Here is a 24701-nt window from a genome sequence, read left to right as displayed (position 1 = left end):
CGTGTCAATCAGGAGCCCCTGGTGCGCCGCCACCACAGGTGCCTGTGCGGGTATCCGCCGTCGTCCAGACCGGCCAGGCGTTCGAAGACGTTGTACGAAGCCTGATGCCCGCAGACGATCACCGAGCCGAGCATGGCCAGCAGATAGAGCGGCAGCATCGGCAGCCCGAGGCACCAGGCCCACTGCGTGGCGTGCCGCCCTTCGTGCAGGACGAGCCGCTCGTCCAGCGCGTCTCTCCTGGTCAGGACCACGTTCCCGACCGTGAACGCCCCCGCGACGGGGAAGCGGTAGCGGTAGCCGAAGGCCAGGATGAGCCCGTCGGGGCCGGGCAGCCTGGACGCGCCGCCCACGATCGCGATCATGAGGCCGAGCGGTGTCGAGAGGTTCGCGTAGTTCACCGCACGCCGGAACCGGAAGCGCCTGTTCATGCGTCTGAGTCTTGACCAATCTTGACAAGTCGGAATAATGATCCCCGTCCTGAAATCTCCCACAAGAGCAGGATTATGAGATTCTCCATCCTGGGCGCGCTGCTCGGCACCGTCGCACTGGCAGGAGCCGGCGGAGTTGCGATCACCCAGACGTCAGCGACCGATTCCCTACGATTCACTGACACTCCTCTCAACGCGCAGGTGGCGTTAGCCGGCGACCCCTCAACGTCGCCGCCCCCCACGACGTCGCCGACCCCGACCGAGACCACGAGCCCCCCTACTGAGGGGGAGTACACCGCCGAGACGCGGGTGGTCAAGAGGCGAGGCGTCTCCTATCTGAACGTCTCGGTCACCTACGAAGGGGCGGCGTTCTTCAACGTCGAACAGCGAGTGTGCAAGAGGAGAGCGTGTAAGACCGCGAGCCTGGACCTCACGGTCGTCGGGGGCGAAGGAAGCGCCACCACCCGGCTGGGCCGGGGCACGTACAAGAAGCGAGGGCAGGCCGGCGTCAGCATGGCGCCCCTGCCGACCGTCACCATCCGGGAGACGGTCACGGTGACCGAACCAGGTCCCACGGTCACCGTCACCGAGCCCGGGCCGACGGTCACCGAGACGTTCACCTGTCAGCCGTACGTCGAGCCGACGGACACCCTTCCGCCCGCGGAGGAGCCCACGGCCACGGTCTCCCCGACGGTCACCGTCCCGGAAACCCCGACGCCGACGCCGACCGTCTCCGAAACCCCGACGGTCACCCCTCCGACGGACACCGTGTCCCCCACGGTCACCCCCACGGAAACCCCCACCGAGACCCCCACCACGACCCCGACGGACACTCCCACCGAGACCCCCACCGAGACCCCCACCGAGATCCCGACCTGTCCGCCGCCGACCGAGTCCCCGGCCGACACCCCGACCGAGCCCCCGGCTGACAGCCCGGCGCCGACCGACACGAGCGTTCCGACCGACACCAGCGTTCCCACCGACACCGCGACGACCTCGCCGTCGGAGTCGGTCAGCGCTCCCGCCGCCCAGTAGGGCCGTGACACCTTGATCGGGCCAGGCCACGTGCCTGGCCCGACTCGTTCCCAGGAACTCGCGGCGGCCCACGCGGCACGTCCCGAGGAGTTCGCAGCGACCCTCGCGGCTCGTTCACAGGGACTTGTAGCGGCCCTCGTGGTAGAGGAGCGGCGCCCCGTCCGCAGGCGTGCCCAGCGCCGTCACCGCGCCCACCACGATCGAGTGGTCGCCGCCGTCGTGCACCGCCGTGGTCGCGCACTCCACCGTGGCGATGGCCTCGTCGAACAGCGCCACCCCCGACTCCCCCTGATGGTGCGGCCACCTGGCGAGCTGCCCGTTCAGCGGCCTGCCCCGATGGGCGAAGAAGCGCGAGGCGTCCTCCATGGAGGCCGGCAGGACCGACACGCCCCACACCCCGGCCTCCATCACGGCGTCGTGGAAACGCGCCACCTTCTCGGCGCAGAACAGCACGAGCAGGGGATCGAGGGAGACGGAGGTGAAGGAGTTGATCGTCATCGCGTGATCGACGTCGCCCAGCCGGGTCGTCACGATCGCGACTCCGGTGGCGAAGCGGCCCACGACCTTGCGATACGCGCCTGGATCCACGTGCCGCTCGATGAAATGCACCTAGCTACTTTATGCCTCTACGTCTGTTTTTTCGGAGGGGTACCCCCGCAAGAGCCATGATCCCCCTCCTGACGTGGGCGAAAGCAGATAGGCCACGACGAGGCCCACCAACCCCCCGTACAGGTAGACGTACCCGGCCGGACCTGAGGCGATCACCAGGTCCCCCATCCCCAGCTCCAGGGTGAACGGCATGGTCACCAGCAGCCAGCCCAGCGCCGTCACCAGGGCGCCGAGCCTCGCGCGCATCAGCTTGCCCGCACCCAGGCACACCCCGAACAGCGCCGCCACCCAGACGATCGCCGACGCCGGGATCGCACCCACCTGCCACGCGGGATGCGTGAAGCCGCCCACGACGGCCATGACGACCCCGAGCACGAACAGCATGCCGTACGCCGCCCCGCCCAGAGCCGACTCGGCCTGGCTGCGATGTTCCATGTCGAATGAGGTTAGTGGATGCCCGCGAAGAGATCGTTCTCGCGGGTGTGCGGCTCACCGAGCCCTCCCGCGTCGACCGGCGGCCCCGGCACCGAGGGGCCGGGGACGCCGATGGCCAGCGTGTAGTGCTCGACGGCCAGCACCTCCTGGCCGATGTTGTTCGACAGCGCGTACCAGGGGGCGTGGACGCTGATCTGGGTGGCGTGCGCGCGCAGCGCCTCCAGCTTGTTGCCGATCCAGGGGCGGGCGTCGATCTCGGTGGTGATGTCCTCGTCGGGGCTGCCGAACGGCATGTCGTCGACGTTCTCCGTCAGGAACTCGACGTCCGCCTCGCGCAGCGCCTCGGCCGCGCGCCGCATGACCGACCTGGCGACGGCCGTGTGGTAGAACTTCGCGATCTGCCAGGGCTCACCCTCGCCGAAGCCCGGCTTCGCCGCCAGCTCGAACGCCCTGCGCGAGACCCGATGCGCCTGGATGTGGTCGGGGTGGCCGTAGAAGCCGTTGGCGTCGTAGGTCACCAGCACCTGCGGGCGCACCTCGCGGATGACCTTGACCAGCTCCCCCGCCGCCTCGTCGAGGTCGGCGCCCCAGAACGCGCGCGGGTGGTCGTTGGAGGCCACGCCCATCATGCCCGAGTCGCGCCAGCGGCCAGGCTCGCCGAGGAAGCGGTGGTCCTCGACGCCGAGCGCCTGGCAGGCCGCCGCCAGCTCGCCGATCCGGTACGGGCCCAGCGCGTCGCCGCGATCGGCGGCCAGGTGCGCGAGGTCGCCGGGGATGATCTCCCCCTCCTCGCCGAGCGTGCAGGTCACCAGCGTGACGTGGGCGCCTTCCGCGACGTACTTGGCCATGGTCGCGCCCGTGCCGATCGACTCGTCGTCCGGGTGGGCGTGCACGAGCAGGAGCCGTCGATCAGTCATGCCCACGAGCGTAGCAATGGCAGGATTGAGGCCATGAGCGAGAGCTTCCCGCGCCTGTCAGCCCGCACCCGACGGTTCACCCTGGGGGTTCCCCGCGGCTTCACGATCTCCCCGGACGGCGGCCGGGTGGTGTTCCTGCGGACCAAGTCGGGCACCGACCCGGTGACCTGCCTGTGGGAGCTCGACGCCGAGACCCACGTCGAGCGGCTCGTGGTCGATCCGCGCACGCTGCACGCCGACGAGGAGGACCTGCCGCCCGAGGAGCGCGCCAGGCGCGAGCGCAGCCGCGAGGCCGCCGGCGGCGTGGTCGCCTACGCCACCGACATCGCGCTGACCAGGGCGTGCTTCGCGCTGTCCGGCGGGCTGCACGTGGTCGAGCTGGCGAGCGGGCAGGCCCGCACGCTGCACACGCCGGGCCGGGTCGTCGACCCCCGCCTCTCGCCTGACGGGCGGCACGTCGCCTACGTCTCCGGCGGCGCCCTGCGGGTGCAGTCGCTCGACACGGGCGACGACCGCGCGCTGGCCTCGCCGGAGTCGGAGACGGTGACGTACGGGCTGGCCGAGTTCATCGCCGCCGAGGAGATGGACCGCATGCGCGGCTACTGGTGGTCGCCCGCCGGTGACGCACTCCTGGTCGAGCGGGCCGACGAGGCTCCCGTGCGGGTGTGGCACATCGCCGACCCCGCCAACCCCGACCGCACGCCGGTGGCCCAGCGCTATCCGGCCGCGGGCACGCCCAACGCCCGCACCGAGCTGTTCGTGCTGGGGCTCGACGGGTCGCGGGTGGCGGTGCCGTACGAGGAGGAGTACCTCGCCACCGCGGCGTGGGACTCCCACGCGCTGTCGATCGTGACGCTGACCCGCGACCAGCGGACGATGCGGCTGTCCACCGTCGACCCGGCGACCGGCGCGTCCACCCTCGTGCGCGAGGACACGGACCCGGCCTGGATCGACATCGTCGGCGGCGTGCCCGCGCACCTCGACGACGGCTCCCTGGTGTGGGTGGCCAACTCCGAGGGCGGGCACCGGCTGTTCGTGGGCGAGCGCGCGGTCACCCCGCCGACGCTGCAGGTGCGGGCCGTGCTCGACGTCGACCACGACAGCGTGCTGTTCAGCGCGAGCGGCGACCCCACCGAGATCCACCTGTGGACGTGGGACGGTCACTCGCTGCTGCCCGTCTCGACCCGTTCCGGGGTGTTCTCCGGGCGGATGGCGGGCGGGGTCGGCGTGCTGAGCGAGCAGAGCCTCGACGACGAGGGCGTCTCGACCACGGTCGTCCGCCGTGACGGCATGGCCGTCCCGATCCCGTCGTTCGCCGAGCGTCCCGGCCTCGACCTGCGCGTCTCGCTCGGCCGCTCCGGCAGCCGCGAGCTGGCCACCGCCGTGGTGCTGCCCACCTGGTACGAGCAGGGCTCGGGCAGGCTGCCGGTGCTGATGGACCCGTACGGCGGGCCGCACGCGCAGCGGGTGCTCAACCGGCGCGGCGCGTTCCTGGAGAGCCAGTGGTTCGCCGAGCAGGGCTTCGCCGTCATCGTGGCCGACGGCCGCGGCACCCCCGGCCGGGGCACCGAGTGGGAGCGCGCCGTGCTCGGCGACCTGGCCACCCCCGCCCTGGATGACCAGATCGACGCGCTGCACGGCGTGGCCGAGCAGTATCCCGACGCCCTCGACCTGACGCGGGTGGCCATCCGCGGCTGGTCCTTCGGCGGCTTCCTGGCGGCGCTCGCGGTGCTGCGACGCCCCGACGTGTTCCACGCCGCGGTGGCGGGGGCGCCGGTGACGGACTGGCGGCTGTACGACACCTGCTACACCGAGCGGTACCTGGGCGATCCCGAGCAGCAGCCGGACGTGTACGAGAAGTCGTCGCTGTTCGCGGACGCGGCCAAGCTGGAGCGGCCGTTGCTGCTCATCCACGGCCTGGCCGACGACAACGTCGTGGCCGCCCACACCCTGCGGCTCTCCTCCGCGCTGCTCGCGGCCGGCCGGCAGCACAGCGTGCTGCCGTTGTCGGGGGTGACGCACATGACGCCGCAGGAGGTCGTGGCGGAGAACCTGATGCTGCTTCAGGTGGACTTCCTGAAGAAGTCGCTGGGCTGACCCGGGCACGCATCCGGCCCCGGGGCACATCTGCTCCGGGGTCTGCCCCGAGCCGCATCCGGCCGGATGCACAGGCCGTCACGGCCCGCCACGCCATCGCCCACCGCGCCGCGACGCCACCAGCCACCCCGCAGGCTCCCGGCCACCCTCGCCGGCCGCCTCCGAGCCCATCCCGCCGCCTGGAAGACCCGTCCGGTGCCCGCGCCCGTACGCGTAGGCGAACCGGCTCCCCTCCCCCCTCCCGACCGCGCACATCGCCCCACCCGCGGGACCCGCTCTCACGCCCGGATCCGGCTACGGTCCATCAACCCGTGGTCCGACATCCCTCCCCTGAAGACCAAACCGTGGTCCGACGCGCCCGGCCAACCCGCTCCGGCATCGTGAACGCCATGCTGAAGCCCCTCACCCTGACCCTCGCTCTACTCGGCACGGCCCTGCACCCCTGGCAGGTGACGCCTCCCAGCACCACCACCGACAGCAGCGCACTCGCCTGGCGCCCATGCCCCAACGACAACGAAACCGGCATGGACTGTGCCGACCTCCAGGTTCCCGCCGACTGGCAGAAGCCCGAAGGCCGCAAGATCACCCTCAAGCTCGGCCGCCTGAAAGCCACCGGCGCCTCGAAGGGCTCGGCCCTGATCTCCTACGGCGGCCCCGGCGCCCCAGGCATCGCCGGCACCCGTTCCCTGCAGAGCTGGTGGACCGACCTGCGCAAGACCATGGACATCGTCACGTGGGACACCCGCGGCTACGGCAGCGACCAGTTCCAGGGCCTCAGCACGGGCCTGCCGTGCACGTGGACCCGCGTCCCCATCGCCGACCTTCCGCGCGACGACGCCGACTTCGGCCGCCTGTCCGACACCAACCGCGGCTACGCCGAGGCCTGCCGCCTGAAGGACCCGGAGCTGTTCGCCAACATGAGCTCGGCCGACCATGCCAGAGACATGGAGGCGATCAGAAAGGCGCTGGGCGACGGCAAGCTCAACTACTACGGCGCCTCCTACGCGGGCTTCTACGGCCAGGCCTACGCCCGACTCTTCCCGGGCAACATCCGCACGATGGTCCTGGACGGCACGTGGAACCACAGCGCCGCCGACTGGCAGCGAGAGCTCGAGGCCATGGCCACCACGAACGAGCAGCACCTGCGGCGCTTCTTCACCTGGTGCACCGCCAACGACTGCAAGGACGTCCCCGCCCTCTGGCGCAGGCTGATCACCCGCTCGACCGGCACCCCCGTCCCCACCAGGACGCCGAACGTCGCCTACAAGGCCGGCGACCTCCAGTCCTTCGCCGTGGGGCTGGCCCGCCAGGGCGCTGCGGCCTGGCCCAAGCTGGCCACCGCGATCCGCAAGGCGAGCAAGGGCGACGCCTCCGACTTCGTCCCCGCCAGGGGCGCCCGCTACCCCGATCAAGCCACCCCTGTCACGGAATGCACCGACTGGCCCCGCTTCGCCAGCCTCAAGCAACTGACCACCACGATCGCCCGGCTCCGCAAGCTCGCCCCCAACGCCGGCGCCGCCAACACGATCGCCACGAACACCCTCAACTGCATCGGCTGGCCCGTCCCCGTCACCAATCCACCGGCGCCCCTTCCCGACAACGTCCCTCCGCTGCTCGCCGCCGGCGCGTGGGGCGAGTCGGACGCAACGGAACGCGTCCTCGCCCAGGTCCCGGGCAGCGTCACGATCCGCCACGACGGCCCCGGCCACACCCTCTACGGCATGAACACCTGCGCCCGCGACCACATCAACCGTTACCTCACAGCCGGCACCTTGCCCCCCGCCAAAACCTCGTGCTGATCGCCACTCACCCCTTGACGCCTACATTTCTATAGTCTAACTCTAGTAAACATCACTAGAGATAAGCTCTAGCAATCAAGCCGCAGGGGGTCGTCATGCTCAACATCGCCAACACCCAGCAAGCGGAGGCCTGGAACGGATGGGAGGGCAAGCTCTGGGCCGACAACCCGCGCTACTACAACGGCATGCTCGACGGCTTCAACGACGCCCTCTTCACCGCCGCCGCGATCACGCCGGATGACCAGGTCCTGGACGTCGGATGCGGCACCGGCCGCACCACCCTGCTGGCGGCCGGCAGGGCGTCACGCGGCACCGCCCTGGGCATCGACCTGTCGGCCCCCATGCTGGAGCGGGCCCGCGCCGACGCCGCCGCCCAGGGCGTGCCCAACGCCGTCTTCGAGCAGGGAGACGCCCAGGTCCACGCCTTCGGCGACGGCACGTACGACGTGGCCATCAGCCGTGGCGGCGTGATGTTCTTCGCCGACCTCGTCGCCGGCTTCGCCAACATCGCCCGCGCCCTGCGCCCGGGCGGCCGCCTGGCCATCATCACCTCGGTCCCGTCATCCCCGGACGGCGACTACGCCCGCGCCACCGCCGCCCTCCGCGACCACATGCGCCGCCCGTCCCCCGCCGCCCAGGGCATGATGTCCATGACCGACCCCGCCCGCATCGACCAGGTGCTGACCGACGCAGGCTTCACCGGCATCGACATGACCATCGTCGAAGCCATGGAAAACCTCGGCCGAGACGCCACCGAGGCGGCCACCCACATCTGCGCCATGGGCCCGGTCCAGTTGAACCTCTCCCACCTCGACGAACCGACCGTCACCACCCTCCGCGACGCAGTCCGCGACGGGCTGCTCCCCCACGAAACCCCGGACGGCGTACAACTCCGCGGAAGGGTACGCCTGACCACCGCCACCCGCCTCTGATCGACGATGGAGCGACCGCCGCGCGCAGGGCCCGAGATAACTGCTTTCCGCCGGCCACCGACGACTGGGATCGGTAGGGCGTAGAGGCGGGGGTCAGCCGCTTGACGGCCGACGTCGTCGGTGGTGAGCCGGTGCGAGATGCCCTCCGGGGCTGGAACTCGGCGCGTATCGCCCAGGAAAGGAGAGAGAGCGTGCGTCGGGCGTGATCAAGCCCCTGACACAGGGGCTCTGATCGGCGCAGACAGCGTAGGAGAACGTGCGTCGGGCGTGAACCCCGGTGCGGGGCCTGCGTTCGGCACAGATCGCAGTGACAGCCCAGCGAGGCAGAAAGGCGGCGAACTTTGGCAGGAAATCACCTCGCCACCTGGCGGTCGCCTCCCTATATTGCGACCTGGCTCATCGATCTGATGCTCTCACGGGGGAAACATGCGCTTACGCTCTGGATTCATCGTGCTAGCCCTGGCCGCCGGAACGCTCCAGCCGGGTGCCGCCCCGGCCACCGCCGAGGCGGCACCGGTTCCCGGCACGACCACCTTGACCAACGACGCGTGGACGTTCACCTCCCGGCAGCAACCCACCATCTCGAACTGGAACGGCGGCTGGAGCCTGCCGGTCGGCCTCGACGAGAGTACGGGCGAGGTGAATCGTTCCTTCGTCCGCCTGGACCTGGACCGCTTCACCGGAACCGGTGCTGACATCACCAGGGCGTCCCTGCGGCTGAACCGCGCCGAAGCCTGCCGGGGCCGGGAGTCGGGCTTCGAGTTCTGGCTGACCTCGAAGATCAACGCGAGAACGACCTGGGACAGCGAGCCTGCCTGGACCGAGTCGCTCGGCTCCTACCCCGGCTCCTGGTCCTGCCCGCCGCCCGGATACGACGGGCACGACTCGTTCCACTTCGACGTGACGGCACCCCTGCGTGAGGCGCTCGCCCGTGGCGACCGCCGGGTGTCGTTCGGCATGCGCAGTGGCGACGAGGGCGACCCGTTCGGCCGCTTCCGCCTGTCCACCAACGTCCACGTGGAGGTCTCCTACACGACCCCGCCGCCCGCGCAGCCGCCGGCCATCCCGAGTTCCCTCGCGTTGAGCAGGCTCGTGCCCGCCGCCTGGACGCAGATCTCCCGCGACCATCCGGACATCCCGAACTGGAGCGGTGGCATCCATCCCACCATAGGCCGCGACCCGGACAGCGGCGACCGCACCCGTGTCCACCTCCGCTATGTGGTGCCGGACCTGGGAGACGGCCGGCTCCTGCACGCCCTGGTCCAGTTGCGGCCCCAGTCGTCGTGCCAGGATTACGAGCGGGGGTTCGCGCTGTGGGAGACCGGGCAGCTCACCGCCGAGACCACCTGGAACAACAAGGCGCGCTGGATCCGCAAGCTCGGCGAAACCCCGGCTCTGCCCCACTGCTCCACGCCCGGGCCGATCACCATCGACGTCACCGACGCCCTGCTGGAGGCGCTGGCGGCCGGCCGGCAGGAGATCACCTTCGGCCTGCGCTCCCGCGACGAGCGGGACACCCACGGCCACTACGTCTTCGAGCCGTCACCCGAGCTGACGCTGTACTACAACCGGCCGCCCGGCGCTCCCACCGACCTGAAGACCGGGTCCCGCCGGAAGCAGCCGACGCCGTGTGTCTCGGGGGATGAGCGACCGTACCTGCCCGACCTGTCCGCCATCGTGTGGGCGACCGTGCCCGACTCCGCCGGCGGTCCCGTCTCGGCCCGGTGGCAGTGGGAGACCCTGGCGGGAGAGAGACTCGACGAGAGGGTGACCGGCGCCAACTACGGCCCGGCGACGTTCGCCCACGACTTCGGCGACGCCCGGGTGACCGACGGCGGGGTCTACCGCTGGCGGGTTCGGGGCGAGGATCCCTGGGCCGGCGGTGAGTGGAGCCAGTGGTGCGAGTACGGCGTGGACGTCACCCGGCCCGCGACCACGCCCACCGTCTCCTCGGCCACCTATCCGCCGTCGCCCCAGCCGGGTGGCGGCCCGGGCGTCGCCGGGGACTTCACGTTCTCCTCCCCCGGCGATCCGGACGTCACTGGCTACCGTTACTCCCTCGACTGGAGCACCTGGATCGACGTGCCCGCCCTGCCCGACGGCACTGCGACCGTGACGATCAGGCCGACCTCGGCGGGCGACAAGGTGCTGGTCGTGCACTCAGCCGACCGGGCAGGAAACTTCAGCCTCAACCCACGCGTGTATCTCTTCACGGTGAAGGCATGACGACCTGAGACCAGCGGGGCCGGGTACGTCCGGCCCCGCTGATCGCGCCAAGGGATCCACACGGTTTGTCTGCGTGACCATCCGGCCACTCGTCCAGGAGCGCCTCTCCCAGGCACCGGACGCGCCTGTTGCCGGCTTGGCGGGTCGCCGCGTCCACGCCCCCACCGCACGGCCGACGGCCTCACCGGTCTTCGGCGGCCCCCGCGGTCGGCGCCCCGTGGCATGAGACGACCACCTCGGCAATCCTCCGCCGCGTCCACGACGCTGCCGCACAGCCGACGGCCTCCCCAGTCGGCGCCCGAGGTGGGAGCCGACCCGCCGCAGCGCTCAGGAGAAGGCGAGGCCGATGGCCAGGGCGGCGAGGAGGGACCCCATGGTGAGCCGTTGCAGCCGCAGCCAGGAGGGCCGTGCCGCCAAGAACCCGGCGATACCGCCCGCGGCGACCACGATCGAGAGGTTGACCAGGAGGGCGACCGCCACCTGCACGCACCCGAGAACGAGCCCCTGCAGCAGCACGTCCCCCCGCTCCAGATCGATGAACTGCGGGAGGACGGACACGTACAGGAGGGCGATCTTCGGGTTGAGCAGGTTGGTCATCAACCCCATGAGAAAGAGCCTGCGCGGGGAGTCGGGCGGCACCTCCCGCGTCGCGAAGACCGACACCCCGCCGGGCTTGAGCGTCTTCCAGGCCAGCCACAGCAGGTACATCGCCCCCGCGATCCGGATGACGGTCAACAGCCCGGGGAAGGCGGAGAACACCACGGCGAGCCCGAGGTTCGCCCCCACCAGGTAGACGAGGAAGCCGGCAGCGACCCCGGCCAGGGAGATGATCCCGGCTCGCCGGCCCTGGCTGGTGCTGCGGGAGACGAGGTACATCATGTTCGGCCCCGGGGACAGCACCATGCCGAGCGCCACGAGCACCACGCCGATCACCGCACTCTGTTCGACCATGACAGCGAAGCTATCGACGACGCAATCTCGGTACAATATGTACGATTGCACTCGGATCAATGTCGTGGTTGGATCCGAGGGCATGGAGGACTACCGGCGTATCGCGGATTCCGTCGCCGCGGACATCGCGGCGGGGCGGCTGCGCCCGGGTGACAGGCTGCCCCCGCAGCGGGTCTTCGCGCGGCGCCACGGCGTCGCCGATTCCACCGCCGCCCGCGTCTACCGGGAGCTGGCCGGCCGCGGGCTGACCGTCGGGGAGGTCGGCCGGGGCACGTTCGTCAGGGCCGCCGCTCCGCAGCCCGGGCCGGCGCTGGTCGAGCCCACCGGCAGCAGGATCGACCTCGAGCTCAACTACCCCGTCGTCCCCGAGCAGTCCAGGCTGCTCGCCGACGGCATCGGCCCGCTGCTGCGTGCCGACGTGCTGGAGGCGTCCCTGCGGCCGGTCGGCGCGGCGGGCACCCCGCCTGCGCGGCGCGTGGTCGCCGACCTGCTGGCGCGCGGGGAGTGGCGTCCGGACGAGGAGCGGCTGCTGTTCGCGGGCAACGGCCGCCAGGCGATCGCGGCGGCCATCGCCGCGCTGGTCCCCGCGGGCGCTCGGCTCGGGGTGGAGGAGCTCACCTACCCGGTGCTCAAGGGGCTCGCGGCGCGGGTCGGGGTCACGCTCGTCCCGCTGCGGGTGGACGAGGCGGGGCTGGATCCGGCAGCGGTCGAGGCCGCCGCACGCAGGGCCCCGCTCAAGGCGGTCTACGTGCAGCCGACGTTGCACAACCCGCTGTCGATCAGCATGCCCGCGGAGCGCAGGGCCGAGCTCGCGGGCGTGCTCGCGCGCCTGGACATGCCCGCGATCGAGGACTCCATCTGGTCGTTCCTGCGCGACGACCTGCCGCCTCTGGCCGCTTTCGCCCCGGAGCGCACGACACTGGTCGACAGCCTGTCCAAGCGGCTCGCGCCGGGCCTGTCGCTGGGGTTCGCCGTCGTGCCCGGCGCCGCCGTGCCGCGCGTGGCGACGGCGCTGCGCTCGGGCGGGTGGACGCCGATGCGGTTCGCGCTGGAGGCGGCAACCCGCTGGCTGACGGACGACACCGCCCGGTCGGTGGCCCGCGCCAAGCAGCGGGACGCGGCCATGCGCCAGGAGATCGCCGCTCGTCGCCTCGCCGGGTTCGCCGTCCGCAGCGATCCGCGCTCCTACTACTGCTGGTGGGAGCTGCCGCCACCGTGGCGGGCCGACACGTTCGTGGCTGCCGCCGCCCGGTACGGCATCGGCGTCACTCCCGCCGCCGCCTTCGCCGTCGGCCGCAACAGCGCACCGAACGCCGTCCGCCTCGGCCTGGCCTCTCCCCCGCCCGACGTCCTGGCCCGCGCCCTGACCACGCTCGCCGACCTCGCCCGAGCCGCACCGGAGGACCTGGTCGCCGAGTGAAGACGTCGGGTGAAGGTGTCAGGTGAAGGCGCCGGGTGAGAGCGCTGAGGGCTGAGGGCTGAGATCCAGAGTTGAGGTCGGGAGAGAGCCGAGGGCTGAGGTCGAGGGCTGAGGTCGGGAGGGAGAGCCGAGGGCGACGGCTCAGGACGTCGAGGTCCTGCCGGGGCTGCCGTGCCAGCTGCTCCAGAGTGCCGCGTACGAGCCGCCCTCGGCCACCAGCTCCTCGTGCGACCCCAGCTCGCTGATCCGCCCGTCCTCCACCACGGCCACCCGATCGGCGTCGTGCGCCGTGTAGAGCCGGTGCGCGATGGCGATCACGGTCCGCCCCTCCAGCACGGCCGCGAGCGAGCGTTCCAGGTGCCTGGCGGCACGCGGGTCGATCAGCGAGGTGGCCTCGTCGAGCACCAGCGTGTGGGGATCGGCCAGGACGAGCCGGGCCAGGGCGAGCTGCTGCGCCTGCGCCGGCGGCACAGCGAGCCCGCCCGACCCCACCTCGGTGTCGAGCCCGGCCGGCAGCCCCCGCATCCAGTCGAGGGCGTCCACGGCTTCGAGCGCCGAGAGCACGGCGTCGTCGGAGGCGTCGGGGCGGGCGATGAGCAGGTTCTCGCGCAGCGTGCCCTTGAACACGTGGTGCTCCTGGGTGACGAGCGCGACGTGCCCGCGCAGCTCGTCCAGCGGCAGGTCCACCAGCGGCACGCCGCCCACGGTGACGGACCCCGTGCGGGGCCCGTGGATGCCGGCCAGCAGCCGCCCCAGGGTGGACTTGCCGGCCCCGGACGGCCCTACCATGGCCAGCCGCTCGCCGGGCTGGACGGTGAGCGACACGTCGTGCAGCACGTCGCGCCCCTCCCGGTACGCGTACCGCACGCCGGACGCCTCCAGCAGCTCCCCGGACGGCCGCGCCGGGGCGGGCGACCGGTCGTCGGGCACGTTGGCCACTCCCAGCAGCCGCGCCATGGACGCCCCGCCCACCTGCAGCTCGTCCACCCACATCAGGAAGCGGTCGAGCGGGTCGATGAGCTGCTGCGCGTACAGGATGGCGGCGACGACCTGCTCCAGCGTCACCCACGAGCTGCTGTAGAACAGGCCGCCGACCAGCAGGGCGCCGACCACGGGGATGACGTAGCCCAGCTCGACGGCGGGGTACCAGGTGGTGCGCAGGCCCAGTGTGTACCGCTCGGCCGCGTACGAGCGGGCGATGTCGCCGTCGGTGCGCGCCCGCCGCCGCTCGCGCAGGCCCAGCGCCTCCACGGCCCTGGCGCCCTCGACGGTCTCGGCCAGCCCCTCGGTGACGTCGGCGTAGGCGGCGTTCTCGCGCAGGTAGCCGTCGCGGGCGCGCCGCAGGTACCACCGGGTGGCGATCCACAGCACCGGCCCGGCCGCCAGCATCGGCAGCATGAGCAGCGGGCTGACCAGCACCAGCGCGCCGATGGTGATCACGAAGGTGACCATGGCGATCAGCGTCTCGGGCACGGCGTGCCGGACGGTGCGCGACAGGGCGTCCACGTCTCGGGAGGTACGGGTGATGAGGTCGCCGGACCCGGCCCGCTCGACGGTGGACAGGGGCAGGCCGAGCACCCGGTCCACGAACTCCTCGCGCAGCTCGGCCAGCACCTTCTCGCCGAGCCTGGCGGAGGCCAGCACCGCGTACCGGACGAGGACGCCCTGCAGCAGCAGGAAGGCGCCGATGGCGGCGGCCACGACGGCGACGTCGACCTCGGCGCCGTACTGGATCTTCTGCACCAGGGCGCCGAGCTGCCACGGGACGACCAGCCCGGCGACGGCGGCCAGGCCGTGCAGGACGAGGGCCAGCGCGAGCCGGCGCGGGTACTTCAGTGTCAGCCGCCTGGCGTAGGCGCGCACGTGCCGCCGATCGGCGATCGGCAGGATCTCCCGGGCCATCAGTCCTCCGCCGGCCTTTCCGACAGCGCCATGCTTCAGTCCTCCCCGCGGGTCACGGTCGCGGCGTAGGCGGGGGAGCCGTCCAGAAGCTGGCGGTGCGTCCCCTCGGCCAGCACGCGGCCGTTCTCGACGTAGATCACGTGCTCGGCCCGGTCGAGCACGAGCGGGCTGGTGGTGCAGATCATGGTGGTGCGCCCGGAGCGGGCCTTGGCCAGCCGCTCGGCGATGCGGGCCTCGGTGTGGGCGTCCACGGCGCTGGTGGGCTCGACCAGGATCAGCACCTCGGGGTCGGTCAGCAGGGCCCTGGCCAGCCGCAGCCGCTGCTGCTGCCCGCCGGAGAACTCCCGCCCGGCCTCGGCCACCCCCGCGTCGAGCCCGTCGGGCAGGGCCTCGACGATGTCGGTGGCGCAGGCCGCGTCGAGGGCCTCGCGGATCTGCGCGTCGGTGGCGGCGCCGCGCACGTCGAGCTCGTCGCGCAGCCGGCCGTTGAACAGCCTGGCGCCGTTCTCGGCGACCAGGATGCGCGAGCGGACCTGCTCCAGCGGCAGGGTGCGCAGCTCCGCCGCGCCGAACGTGACGTCGCCCTCGACGTAGCGGCCGAGCCGGTCGGCGATGGCGATGGCGTCGCCGGGATCTCCTGCGGCGACGGCGGTGAGCGTGCCGGGCTGGAGCGTCACGCCGCTGTACGAGTCGCGCAGCACGCCGCCCTCGCTCGTGCCGCTGCCCCCGCCGACCTCGGGCTCGATGGACAGGATCCTGATCACCCGCCCGGCGGCGACGTGCCCCTTGGTGAGCTTGTCGGCGGCCTCGGTGAGCGTGCGCATCGGCCCGATGAGGAACACGGCGTACAGGTAGAACGCGACGAGCTGCCCGGTGGGGATGTCGCCGGCGACGGCGAACGAGGCGCCGATGCCGGTGACGATCGCGATGAGCAGCCCCGGCAGCACGACCTGCGCGCCTTCGAGCACGGACTCGACCCCGGCCACGCGCACCCCGGCGTGCCGCGCGCGCTGGGACTCGGCGCGGTAGCGGGCGGCGAACACCTGCTCCCCGCCGATGCCGCGCAGCACGCGCAGCCCGGCCACGATGTCGGCGGCGCGGGTGGACAGCTCGCCCGACAGCTCCCGCTGCGCCTGCTGCCGCCGGTGCAGCGGCCGCAGGAGCGGCCCGACGGCGACGGCCATGAGCGGCACGCCGAACAGCACGAGCAGCCCGAGCGGCAGCGACGTCGAGATGAGGATCACGGTGACGGTGACGATGGCCAGGATGGAGCCGACGCCGCGCAGCAGGATGTCCATGGAGCTGCCGATGTGGGCGATGTCGGAGTTGCCGACGCTGACGACCTCGCCGGTCGACAGCCGCTTCGGCAGCGTCGCGCCGAGCCTGGCGGCCTGCCTGGACGTGAGCTGCACGGTGCGGTACGCGGCGGCCAGCCAGTTGAAGACGGCCATCCGGTGCCGCATGATCCCGGTGAACGCCTGCAGCAGCCCGAGCCCGAGCAGGATCGCCGACCACGCCAGCAGCGAGCCGGTGTCCTTGGCGGTGACGGCCTCGACGCCCTTCCCGAGCACGGCCGGCATGAGCGCCTGCACCAGCCACCACAGGCTGGCGTAGCCGATGCCCGCGAGCAACGGCGCCGCCTGCCGCCGCGCGTTCCACCACAGGAAACGCAGCGGGTTGCGGAGGTCGGGCACGCCGGGATCGGCCTCAGGAAGGGAGCGCATAGCCTGACAACCCTGACAGCCGCCCCCGCACGCGGCAAACCATTTTCGTCACCGCCGGAACGCCCGCAGGGTGTACACCAGCGCCACCGCCGCCGTGACGGCCAGCAGGACGTAACCCACGGTGTACGCGCCGGTGGCGGCGTAGACGACCCCCATCACCAGCGGCGGGAAGTACCCGCCCAGCCCTCCGGCCGCGCCGACCAGCCCGGTGACGGTCCCCACCCTGGACGCCTCCACCACCTGGGCCACCAGCGCGAACACCCCGCCGGTCCCCAGCCCGAGGAAGAACGCCATGAGCACGTAGCTCAGACCGGCGGGCACCTCGACGGGCGGCTGCAGCATCAGCACGAGCGCCATCACCGCGGTCCCCGCGAACGAGATCGCCAGCACCTTGACCGGCCCGATCCGGTCGGCGACCGTCCCGCCGAGCGGCCTGGACAGCACGGCGGCGATCGAGAACCCGGCGGTACGCAGCCCGGCGTCGGTCTGCGCGAAGTGGTAGACGGTCTGCAGCAACGTCGGCAGGTAGGTGGAGAACGCCACGAACCCGCCGAAGGCCACCGCGTACAGGAACGCGCACTGCCAGGTCGCCTTGATCTTCAGTGCCTCCCGCATGCGCGGCAGCGCGGAGCCGGTGGCGGGCGACCAGCGGGGCGAGTCGTGGCTGCCGCCCAGCATGACGACGCCCATCAGGGCCAGCACCGCCGCCATGAGCACGTGCGTCTGGGCCCGGCCGAACTCCTCGACCAGGCGCGGGGTGAAGAACGCCGACAGCGCCGTGCCGCCCATGCCCGCCCCGAACACGCCGGTCGCGTATCCGCGCCGCTCGGGCTCGTACCAGGCGTTCACGAACGGGATCCCGATGGCGAACGACGTGCCGGGGATGCCGAGCAGGAACCCCCAGAACAGCAGCCACCCGTACGAGTCGGACCAGCCCACGAACAGCACGGGCACGATCGACACGAAGCAGATGATCGCGAACATGCGTCTTCCGCCGAGCCGGTCGGCCAGCATCCCGACCGGGATCCGCCCCAGCGAGCCGACCAGCACCGGGATGGCCACCAGCAGCGACGTCTGCGTCGGCGACAGGTGCAGCATCCTGTTGTAGCTCCCGGACAGCGGCCCGATGAGGTTCCACGCCCAGAACGTCACCGCGAACGCCACGGTGGCCAGAGCCAGGTTCCGCACCTGACCTTTACGCAGCTCAGAACCTTTACGAAGCTCAGACATACACCCTGTGTAACAGAGGGTCACCTTCTGTGATGAAGTGGGGGTATGACCGCCGAGGACCTCCTGCTGAAGACCGGCCGCTTCCTACGCCGGTCCACCACCAGCGGCGACCTGCACACCCTCTTCCTGAAGGGCGGCACGGAGGGCGACGCCTTCTACCGCGACCGCTGGAGCCACGACAAGGTGGTCAGGTCCACGCACGGCGTGAACTGCACGGGCTCGTGCTCGTGGAAGGTGTACGTCAAGGACGGCATCATCACGTGGGAGACGCAGGAGACCGACTACCCGAGCGTCGGCCCCGACCGCCCCGAGTACGAGCCGCGCGGCTGCCCGCGCGGCGCCGCCTTCTCCTGGTACACCTACTCGCCGACCCGGGTGCGCTACCCGTACGCGAGGGGTGTCCTGGTCGAGATGTACGCCGAGGCGAGACGGCGGCTGGGCGACCCGGTGGCCGCATGGGCCGAAATCACGACAAATCCGGAAAAGCGGGAAAAGTACCAGAGCGCCCGGGGGCGCGGCGGCCTCGTCCGCGTCTCGTGGGAGCTGGCCACGGAGCTGATCGCCGCCGCCCACGTCCACACCATCAAGGCGTACGGCCCCGACCGGGTCGCCGGCTTCTCCCCCATCCCGGCCATGTCCATGGTCTCCCACGCCACCGGCGCCCGCTTCGTGTCGCTGATCGGCGGCGCCATGCTCTCCTTCTACGACTGGTACGCCGACCTCCCCGTGGCCTCTCCCCAGGTGTTCGGCGACCAGACCGACGTCCCGGAGTCGGCGGACTGGTGGGACGCCGCGTACCTGGTGATGTGGGGCTCCAACGTGCCCGTCACCCGCACCCCGGACGCCCACTGGATGGCCGAGGCCCGCTACCGGGGCCAGAAGGTCGTCGTGGTCTCGCCCGACTACAGCGACGCCGCCAAGTTCGCCGACGAGTTCCTTTCCGTGCGGCCCGGCACGGACGGGGCGCTGGCCATGGCGATGGGGCACGTGCTGCTGAAGGAGTTCTTCGTCGACCGCGGGACGCCGTACTTCACGGACTACGTCAAGCGCTTCACCGACCTGCCGTTCCTCGTCACGCTGGAGGAGCGCGGCGACGCGTACGTGCCCGGCAGGTTCCTCACCGCGCACGACCTGGGCTCCCAGGAGGAGTCGGCCGGGTGGAAGACCGTGCTGCTGTCGGAGGAGACCGGCGAGCCGGTGGTCCCGAACGGCTCGGCCGGCTTCCGCTGGAGCGACTCCGGCGTGGGCCGCTGGAACCTGAACCTGGACGTCTCCCCGAAGCTCACCCTGCGCGGGGGCGAGGAGGCGGAGGTCCTGCTCCCCCGCTTCGACGGCGGCCACTCCCTGCTCCGGAGCGTCCCCACCGCGCAGGTGGCGGGCAGGACGGTCACCACGGTCTTCGACCTCCTCCTGGCCCAGTACGGCGTCGGCAGCGACTACGACGACCCCGCCCAGCCCTGCACCCCGGCCTGGCAGGAGCCCATCACCGGCGTCCCCGCCTCGCGGGTGATCAAGATCGCCAGGGAGTTCGCCAGGACGGCGGAGTCCACCCGGGGCCGCTGCATGATCATCCTGGGTGCGGGCACCGCCCAGTGGTTCCACGGCGACACGATGTACCGCGCGTTCCTGTCGCTCCTCCTGCTGACCGGCTGCCAGGGCCGCAACGGCGGCGGCTGGGCGCACTACGTCGGCCAGGAGAAGTGCCGCCCCCTGGCCGGATGGCAGCTCATGGCCGGCGCCCTCGACTGGGCCAGGCCGCCCAGGCAGGTTCCCGGCACGCCGTTCTGGTACCTGCACACCGACCAGTGGCGCTACGACCACTTCGACGCCAGCGCGCTGACCAGCCCGCTGGCCAGGGGCGACTTCCGCGGCAAGCACACCGCCGACCTGGTGACGGAGTCCGTGCGCAACGGCTGGATGCCGATGGCCCCGGCCTTCGACCGCAACCCGCTCGACCTGGGCGACGCCGACGACCCGATCGCGTACACCAGGGCCGAGCTCGAAGCGGGCAGGCTCAAGCTGGCCGCCGAGAACCCGGACGAGCCCCGCAACTGGCCCCGCGTGCTCACCCTCTGGCGCTCGAACCTGTTCGGCTCCTCCGCCAAGGGCAACGAGTACTTCCTGCACCACCTCCTCGGCGCCCGCTCCAACCTGGAGAGCCCCGACCCGGACGCCCCGAAGGGCAAGCTGGACCTGCTCGTCACCCTCGACTTCAGGATGACCAGCTCCACGGTCTTCTCCGACGTCGTGCTCCCTGCCGCCACCTGGTACGAGAAGTACGACCTCTCCTCCACGGACATGCACCCGTTCGTGCACGCCTTCAACCCGGCCATCAACCCGCCCTGGGAGACCCGCACCGACTTCGCCACCTTCCACGCCATCGCCCGCTCCTTCAGCGACCTGGCCAAGGACCACCTGGGCGTGCGCAGGGACGTCGTCGCGGTGGCGCACCAGCACGACACCCCCACCGAGCTCGCCGGCCGTACGGGCTTCGGCCTGAAGGTGGTGGAGCGCGACTACGGCGCCACGGCCGAGAAGCTCGCCGCGCTGGGGCCGCTCACGGAGAAGCTGGGCATCCCGGTCAAGGGCGTGACGTTCATGCCCGACGAGGAGGTGGCCTGGCTGGGCCAGCGCTGCGGCCTGGTGCCGCGCGGCGTGGCCAAGGGCAGGCCGGAGCTGGACACCGCGGCCAAGGCGTGCGAGACGATCCTCGCCCTGTCAGGCGTGAGCAACGGCAGGCTGGCCGTCCAGGGCTTCCGCCAGCTCGCGCAGCGCACGGGCACGAGCTTCGACGGCCTGACCCACGAGGACCACCGCATTGTCTTCGGCGACACCCAGGCCAGGCCGGTGCACGTCGCCGCCAGCCCCGAGTGGTCGGGCAAGGAGTCGCACAACCGCCGTTACTCGCCCTTCACGATCAACGTCGAGCAGGGCAAGCCCTGGCACACGCTCACCGGCCGCATGCACTTCTTCCTCGACCACGACTGGATGCACGAGTACGGCGAGGCCCTGCCGATCTACCGGCCCCCGCTGGACCTGGCCGCGCTGTACGGCGAGAGCGGCGCCCTGCGCTACCTCACCCCGCACAGCAAGTGGTCCATCCACTCCGAGTACCAGGACAACCTGCTGATGCTCTCGCTCTCCCGCGGCGGCCCCACGATCTGGATCTCCGTCGAGGACGCCGCCGACCTCGGGATCGCCGACAACGACTGGGTCGAGGCGGTCAACCGCAACGGCGTCGTCGTGGCCCGGGCCATCGTCTCCCACCGCATGCCGAAGGGGACCGTCTACATGTACCACGCCCAGGACCGCCTGATCGACGTGCCGAAGTCGGAGGCGACGGGCCGCCGCGGCGGCATCCACAACGCGCTGACCAGGGTCCTCATCAAGCCCACGCACCTGATCGGCGGTCACGCCCAGCTCTCGTACGCCTTCAACTACCTGGGCCCCACCGGCAACCAGCGCGACGAGATCACCGCCATCCGGCGCCGGTCCCAGGAGGTGAGGTACTGATGAAGGTGATGGCCCAGATCGCCATGGTGATGAACCTGGACAAGTGCATCGGCTGCCACACCTGCTCGGTCACCTGCAAGCAGACCTGGACGAACAGGCCGGGAGTCGAGTACGTCTGGTTCAACAACGTCGAGACCCGCCCCGGCCAGGGCTATCCCAGGCGCTACGAGGACCAGGAGCGCTGGCGCGGCGGCTGGGAGCTCACCCGCGGCGGCAGGCTCAAGCCGCGGGCCGGAGGCCGCCTGCGCAAGCTGCTGTCCATCTTCGCCAACCCCCTCATGCCCTCCATCCAGGACTACTACGAGCCCTGGACCTACGACTACGAGAACCTGACCAAGGCCCCGCTCTCGGACGACGTCCCCGTCGCGCCGCCCAGGTCCCTGATCAGCGGCGAGCCGGTGAAGATCGGCTGGAGCTCGAACTGGGACGACGACCTCGGCGGCGACCCCAGCCCCGACCCGGTGCTGGGGAAGGTGTCGGAGCAGGTCAGGCTGGAGTTCGAGCAGGCGTACATGTTCTACCTGCCGCGCATCTGCGAGCACTGCCTGAACCCGTCGTGCGTGGCCTCCTGCCCGTCCGGCGCCCTGTACAAGCGGGCCGAGGACGGCATCGTGCTGGTGGACCAGGACCGGTGCAGGGGCTGGCGCATGTGCGTGACCGGCTGCCCGTACAAGAAGGTGTACTTCAACCACCGGACCGGCAAGGCCGAGAAGTGCACGTTCTGCTACCCGCGGGTGGAGGTGGGGCTGCCGACGGTCTGCTCGGAGACGTGCGTGGGGCGCCTGCGCTACCTCGGCGTGCTGCTGTACGACGCCGACCGCGTCACGGAGGCGGCCTCGGTGGCGGACGAGCGCGACCTGTACGAGGCGCAGCTCGACCTGTTCGTCGACCCGCACAGCCCGGCCGCCGAGGCCGCCGGGCTGCCGTCGGGCTGGCTGGAGGCGGCCCGCAGATCGCCCGTCTACGACCTGATCAAGAGGTACCGCCTCGCGCTCCCCCTGCATCCGGAGTACCGCACGCTGCCCATGGTCTGGTACGTGCCGCCGCTCTCCCCCGTCGTGGACGCCCTGTCCACCACCGGCCACGACGGCGAGGACGCGGGCAACCTGTTCGCCGCCATCGACGCGCTGCGCATCCCCATCGGCTACCTGGCCGAGCTGTTCACGGCCGGCGACCCGGCGCCCGTGACGGCCGCGCTGCGCCGGCTGGCGGAGATGCGGTCGTACATGCGGGCGGTCAACCTGGGCGAACGGCCGCCTGAGGACCCGGAGCTGGAGGCCATGTACCGGCTGCTCGCGGTGGCCAAGTACGAGGACCGGTACGTGATCCCGACCGCGTACGGCAACGTGCCCGGCGTGGTCGAGGAGGGCGGCTGCAGCCTCGACTACGACGGCGGGCCCGGCATGCAGCAGCCGTTCGGCGAGGCGTCGGGGCGTCCCGTGCCGGTCGCGATCGAGAACTTCCACGGCCTCAAGGAGCGCCAGACGAGCAGCGAGGTCACCCACGACCGGGTGAACCTGCTCAACTGGGACGGCCGCGGCACTCCCGCCGGTCTCTTCCCGCCGAAGCGGAGGCACCCATGACCCGGCCGGTGATCTGGCAGGCCGCGGCCCACCTGCTCGCCTACCCCGACGAACGGTTCTGGCGCCGCCTGCCACTGATCGAGGAGGCCGCCGAGCCGTACTTCACGGACTTCCTCGCGCCGGCCGCGGAGCTCGGCCCCGGCGAGCTGGCCGCGCACTACGTGGAGACGTTCGACCTGCAGCGGCGCTGCTGCCTCTACCTGACCTACTACACCGACGGCGACACCCGCCGCCGCGGCGAGTCGCTGGCCGCGCTGAAGCGGCGTTACCGCGCGGCGGGCTGGGAGCTGATGGACGACGAGCTGCCCGACTTCCTGCCCGTCATGCTGGAGTTCGCCGCGTGCGAGCCCTCCGGCGCCGCGCTCCTCCAGGAGCACCGGGCCGGGCTGGAGCTCCTGCTGTCCGCCCTGAGCGAGCGCGATTCGCCGTACCGGCACGTGATCGGCACCGTCTGCGGCGCGCTGCCCCCGATCACCCCCGCCGAGCGTGCGAGAGCGGCCCGCCTGGCCTCGGCCGGGCCGCCGGCCGAGAGCGTGGGAGGTTACCGGTGAGCTGGGCGGAGAGCATGCTCTGGGTCGTCGCGCCGTACGTCACCCTGGTGGTCTTCATCGGCGGGCTGATCTGGCGCTACAGGTACGACAAGTTCGGCTGGACCACCCGCTCCTCGCAGCTCTACGAGAGCCCGCTGCTGCGCGTGGCCAGCCCGCTGTTCCACTACGGGCTGCTGGTCGTGATCGTCGGCCACGTGACCGGCCTGCTGATCCCGCTGTCGTGGACCAACGCCATCGGCCTGTCCAACGAGGCCTACCACGCCAACGCGCTCATCTGGGGCGGCCTGGCGGGCGTGGCCACGCTGGTGGCGCTGGGCCTGCTGATCTACCGCCGCCGCACCAACGGCCCGGTGTTCCTGGCGACCACGGTCAACGACAAGGTGATGTACGTGGTGCTCGCGGCCTCGATCATCGCGGGCGTGGTGACGACGGTGGCCGGGTTCGTGCCGACCGAGGTGAGCTACCGGACCACGGTCGCGCCCTGGTTCCGCGGCATCTTCGTGCTGCGGCCCGACGCGGAGGCGATGGGGCACGCGAGCGGTCTTTACAAGGTGCACACGCTGATCGGGATGGCACTGTTCGTACTTTTCCCGTTCAGCCGCTTGGTGCACGCGCTTTCCGCCCCGTTGGGGTATTTGTTCCGCCCTTACATCGTGTATCGGAGCCGCGCGGATGGCGCGCCGAGGCACCCGGCAGGGGTGCGGATGCGTCAGAATCGACCCTTGTGAAGCACGGGTACACCAACAGCACGTTCGGCGACGGCGCCCTGGTCGTGAAGTGCTACGAGGGGCCCGAAGCGGCGTTCAGGCTGAGCACGGAGAGCAGATACCTGCGGCGCCTGCGTGGCCGCCTCCCGGTCCCCCGGGTCCATCAGGTCACCGCCACGAGCCTGACCACCCGCTTCGTCGACGGCTCCCACGGCCAGGACCTCCTCGACGACGGCCGGGCGATGGAGGTGTTCACCGAGTGCGGGCGCATGCTGGCGCGCATCCACCGGCTCGGCATCGTGCACGGCGACTACGGGCCGCAGAACATGCTGTTCCACCCCGACACGTTCGAGACCGCCGCGATCCTCGACTGGGAGTGGGCCCACCCGGGGCGGCCGGTGGAGGACCTGGCCTGGGTGGAGTGGATCGTACGCAGCCACCACCCCGAGCACGTGCCGCTGCTGCCGCACTTCTTCACCGCGTACGGCGCGCCCGTCCCGACCTGGGCCGAACGGCAGGCGGCCATGATCGAGCGCTGCCGCGGCCTGCTCGACTTCTGCACCCGGTGGGAGCCGGGCGGGGGCGGGGAGAAGCTGTGGCGCGAACGCCTCGACGCCACGGCGGCCTGGACGGAGTGACCGG

Annotated in this window: 19 protein-coding genes; 11 read left to right on the top strand and 8 right to left on the bottom strand. The window is 71.5% G+C overall.

Going from position 1 to position 24701, the window contains the following annotated elements:
• Positions 1-8: 8 nt before the first annotated feature.
• Positions 9-428 carry a hypothetical protein gene (locus HD597_RS57870; protein WP_253757276.1) on the bottom strand — a complete coding sequence of 140 codons (420 nt, stop codon included), beginning with the start codon at positions 426-428 and terminating at the stop codon, positions 9-11.
• 309 nt (positions 429-737) lie between these two features.
• Here HD597_RS57870 and HD597_RS57865 point away from each other — a divergent pair, with 309 nt between their 5' ends.
• Positions 738-1463, top strand: a complete 726-nt coding sequence (locus HD597_RS57865; protein ID WP_253757274.1) for a hypothetical protein — start codon at positions 738-740, stop codon at positions 1461-1463.
• A gap of 114 nt (positions 1464-1577) precedes the next feature.
• On the opposite strand, the gene HD597_RS57860 is transcribed toward HD597_RS57865, so the two are convergent.
• From HD597_RS57860 to mshB, 3 genes are read right to left on the bottom strand one after another with little or no spacing between them, the layout of a single operon-like run.
• Positions 1578-2072, bottom strand: a complete 495-nt coding sequence (locus HD597_RS57860; RefSeq protein ID WP_253757272.1) for a flavin reductase family protein — start codon at positions 2070-2072, stop codon at positions 1578-1580.
• Between the two features lie 9 nt (positions 2073-2081).
• Complete coding sequence (locus tag HD597_RS57855; protein ID WP_253757270.1) at positions 2082-2507, bottom strand: DUF6113 family protein; 426 nt, start codon at positions 2505-2507, stop codon at positions 2082-2084.
• An 11-nt stretch (positions 2508-2518) separates the two neighbouring features.
• Positions 2519-3424, bottom strand: coding sequence for an N-acetyl-1-D-myo-inositol-2-amino-2-deoxy-alpha-D-glucopyranoside deacetylase (gene mshB / locus HD597_RS57850; protein WP_253757268.1), 906 nt, complete (start codon positions 3422-3424; stop codon positions 2519-2521).
• 33 nt (positions 3425-3457) lie between these two features.
• Here mshB and HD597_RS57845 point away from each other — a divergent pair, with 33 nt between their 5' ends.
• The 4 genes from HD597_RS57845 to HD597_RS57830 all read left to right on the top strand — a co-directional run bounded on the left by HD597_RS57845 (position 3458) and on the right by HD597_RS57830 (position 10478).
• Complete coding sequence (locus tag HD597_RS57845; RefSeq protein WP_253757266.1) at positions 3458-5521, top strand: S9 family peptidase; 2064 nt, start codon at positions 3458-3460, stop codon at positions 5519-5521.
• 389 nt (positions 5522-5910) lie between these two features.
• Positions 5911-7320 (top strand): alpha/beta fold hydrolase, encoded by a 1410-nt coding sequence (locus HD597_RS57840; protein WP_253757265.1) that lies wholly within the window; start codon positions 5911-5913, stop codon positions 7318-7320.
• Between the two features lie 95 nt (positions 7321-7415).
• Positions 7416-8252, top strand: a complete 837-nt coding sequence (locus tag HD597_RS57835) for a class I SAM-dependent methyltransferase (RefSeq protein WP_253757263.1) — start codon at positions 7416-7418, stop codon at positions 8250-8252.
• Positions 8253-8702: 450 nt separating this feature from the next.
• Positions 8703-10478 (top strand): hypothetical protein, encoded by a 1776-nt coding sequence (locus HD597_RS57830; RefSeq protein WP_253757261.1) that lies wholly within the window; start codon positions 8703-8705, stop codon positions 10476-10478.
• Between the two features lie 327 nt (positions 10479-10805).
• On the opposite strand, the gene HD597_RS57825 is transcribed toward HD597_RS57830, so the two are convergent.
• On the bottom strand, positions 10806-11429 hold the full coding sequence (locus HD597_RS57825) for a LysE family translocator (RefSeq protein WP_253757259.1): 624 nt from the start codon (positions 11427-11429) through the stop codon (positions 10806-10808).
• Between the two features lie 64 nt (positions 11430-11493).
• On the opposite strand from HD597_RS57825, the gene HD597_RS57820 reads away from it, so the two are divergent.
• Positions 11494-12849 (top strand): aminotransferase-like domain-containing protein, encoded by a 1356-nt coding sequence (locus HD597_RS57820; RefSeq protein ID WP_253757257.1) that lies wholly within the window; start codon positions 11494-11496, stop codon positions 12847-12849.
• Between the two features lie 141 nt (positions 12850-12990).
• On the opposite strand, the gene HD597_RS57815 is transcribed toward HD597_RS57820, so the two are convergent.
• From HD597_RS57815 to HD597_RS57805, 3 genes are read right to left on the bottom strand one after another with little or no spacing between them, the layout of a single operon-like run.
• Entirely contained in the window at positions 12991-14751 is a 1761-nt protein-coding gene (locus HD597_RS57815; RefSeq protein WP_253757255.1) for an ABC transporter ATP-binding protein, read from the bottom strand.
• A gap of 35 nt (positions 14752-14786) precedes the next feature.
• On the bottom strand, positions 14787-16475 hold the full coding sequence (locus HD597_RS57810; protein WP_253757253.1) for an ABC transporter ATP-binding protein: 1689 nt from the start codon (positions 16473-16475) through the stop codon (positions 14787-14789).
• Positions 16476-16523: 48 nt separating this feature from the next.
• Positions 16524-17705, bottom strand: coding sequence for an MFS transporter (locus HD597_RS57805; protein WP_253757251.1), 1182 nt, complete (start codon positions 17703-17705; stop codon positions 16524-16526).
• A 45-nt stretch (positions 17706-17750) separates the two neighbouring features.
• Between HD597_RS57805 and HD597_RS57800 the strand changes: the two genes are divergently transcribed.
• From HD597_RS57800 to HD597_RS57780, 5 genes are read left to right on the top strand one after another with little or no spacing between them, the layout of a single operon-like run.
• Entirely contained in the window at positions 17751-21218 is a 3468-nt protein-coding gene (locus HD597_RS57800) for a nitrate reductase subunit alpha (protein WP_253757249.1), read from the top strand.
• A complete protein-coding gene (gene narH, locus HD597_RS57795) occupies positions 21218-22801 on the top strand; it encodes a nitrate reductase subunit beta (RefSeq protein ID WP_253757247.1) in 1584 nt (527 codons plus the stop codon). Before HD597_RS57800 ends, narH begins: the two co-directional genes overlap by 1 nt.
• A complete protein-coding gene (narJ, locus tag HD597_RS57790; protein WP_253757245.1) occupies positions 22798-23352 on the top strand; it encodes a nitrate reductase molybdenum cofactor assembly chaperone in 555 nt (184 codons plus the stop codon). Before narH ends, narJ begins: the two co-directional genes overlap by 4 nt.
• A complete protein-coding gene (gene narI / locus HD597_RS57785) occupies positions 23349-24080 on the top strand; it encodes a respiratory nitrate reductase subunit gamma (RefSeq protein WP_253757243.1) in 732 nt (243 codons plus the stop codon). Before narJ ends, narI begins: the two co-directional genes overlap by 4 nt.
• Positions 24077-24697: a phosphotransferase gene (locus tag HD597_RS57780; protein WP_253757241.1), complete on the top strand. Its 621-nt coding sequence runs from the start codon at positions 24077-24079 to the stop codon at positions 24695-24697. The genes narI and HD597_RS57780 overlap by 4 nt, the downstream gene beginning before the upstream one ends.
• Positions 24698-24701: the final 4 nt, after the last annotated feature.

The sequence above is a fragment of the Nonomuraea thailandensis genome (genome assembly GCF_024172165.1).
Lineage (GTDB): Bacteria > Actinomycetota > Actinomycetes > Streptosporangiales > Streptosporangiaceae > Nonomuraea > Nonomuraea thailandensis.
Note: the sequence above shows the minus strand (reverse complement) of the source record. Positions and strands in the feature narration are given on the sequence as shown.

What these genes read in the sequence shown, in the direction of transcription:
- narH (WP_253757247.1), top strand. Translation starts at nt 21,218, where the DNA reads ATGAAGGTGATGGCCCAGATCGCCATGGTGATGAACCTGGACAAGTGC.
- HD597_RS57840 (WP_253757265.1), top strand. Translation starts at nt 5,911, where the DNA reads ATGCTGAAGCCCCTCACCCTGACCCTCGCTCTACTCGGCACGGCCCTG.
- HD597_RS57835 (WP_253757263.1), top strand. Translation starts at nt 7,416, where the DNA reads ATGCTCAACATCGCCAACACCCAGCAAGCGGAGGCCTGGAACGGATGG.
- HD597_RS57870 (WP_253757276.1), bottom strand. Translation starts at nt 428, where the DNA reads ATGAACAGGCGCTTCCGGTTCCGGCGTGCGGTGAACTACGCGAACCTC.
- HD597_RS57845 (WP_253757266.1), top strand. Translation starts at nt 3,458, where the DNA reads ATGAGCGAGAGCTTCCCGCGCCTGTCAGCCCGCACCCGACGGTTCACC.
- HD597_RS57800 (WP_253757249.1), top strand. Translation starts at nt 17,751, where the DNA reads ATGACCGCCGAGGACCTCCTGCTGAAGACCGGCCGCTTCCTACGCCGG.
- mshB (WP_253757268.1), bottom strand. Translation starts at nt 3,424, where the DNA reads ATGACTGATCGACGGCTCCTGCTCGTGCACGCCCACCCGGACGACGAG.
- narJ (WP_253757245.1), top strand. Translation starts at nt 22,798, where the DNA reads ATGACCCGGCCGGTGATCTGGCAGGCCGCGGCCCACCTGCTCGCCTAC.
- HD597_RS57855 (WP_253757270.1), bottom strand. Translation starts at nt 2,507, where the DNA reads ATGGAACATCGCAGCCAGGCCGAGTCGGCTCTGGGCGGGGCGGCGTAC.
- HD597_RS57815 (WP_253757255.1), bottom strand. Translation starts at nt 14,751, where the DNA reads ATGGCCCGGGAGATCCTGCCGATCGCCGATCGGCGGCACGTGCGCGCC.
- HD597_RS57805 (WP_253757251.1), bottom strand. Translation starts at nt 17,705, where the DNA reads ATGTCTGAGCTTCGTAAAGGTTCTGAGCTGCGTAAAGGTCAGGTGCGG.
- HD597_RS57825 (WP_253757259.1), bottom strand. Translation starts at nt 11,429, where the DNA reads ATGGTCGAACAGAGTGCGGTGATCGGCGTGGTGCTCGTGGCGCTCGGC.
- HD597_RS57810 (WP_253757253.1), bottom strand. Translation starts at nt 16,475, where the DNA reads ATGCGCTCCCTTCCTGAGGCCGATCCCGGCGTGCCCGACCTCCGCAAC.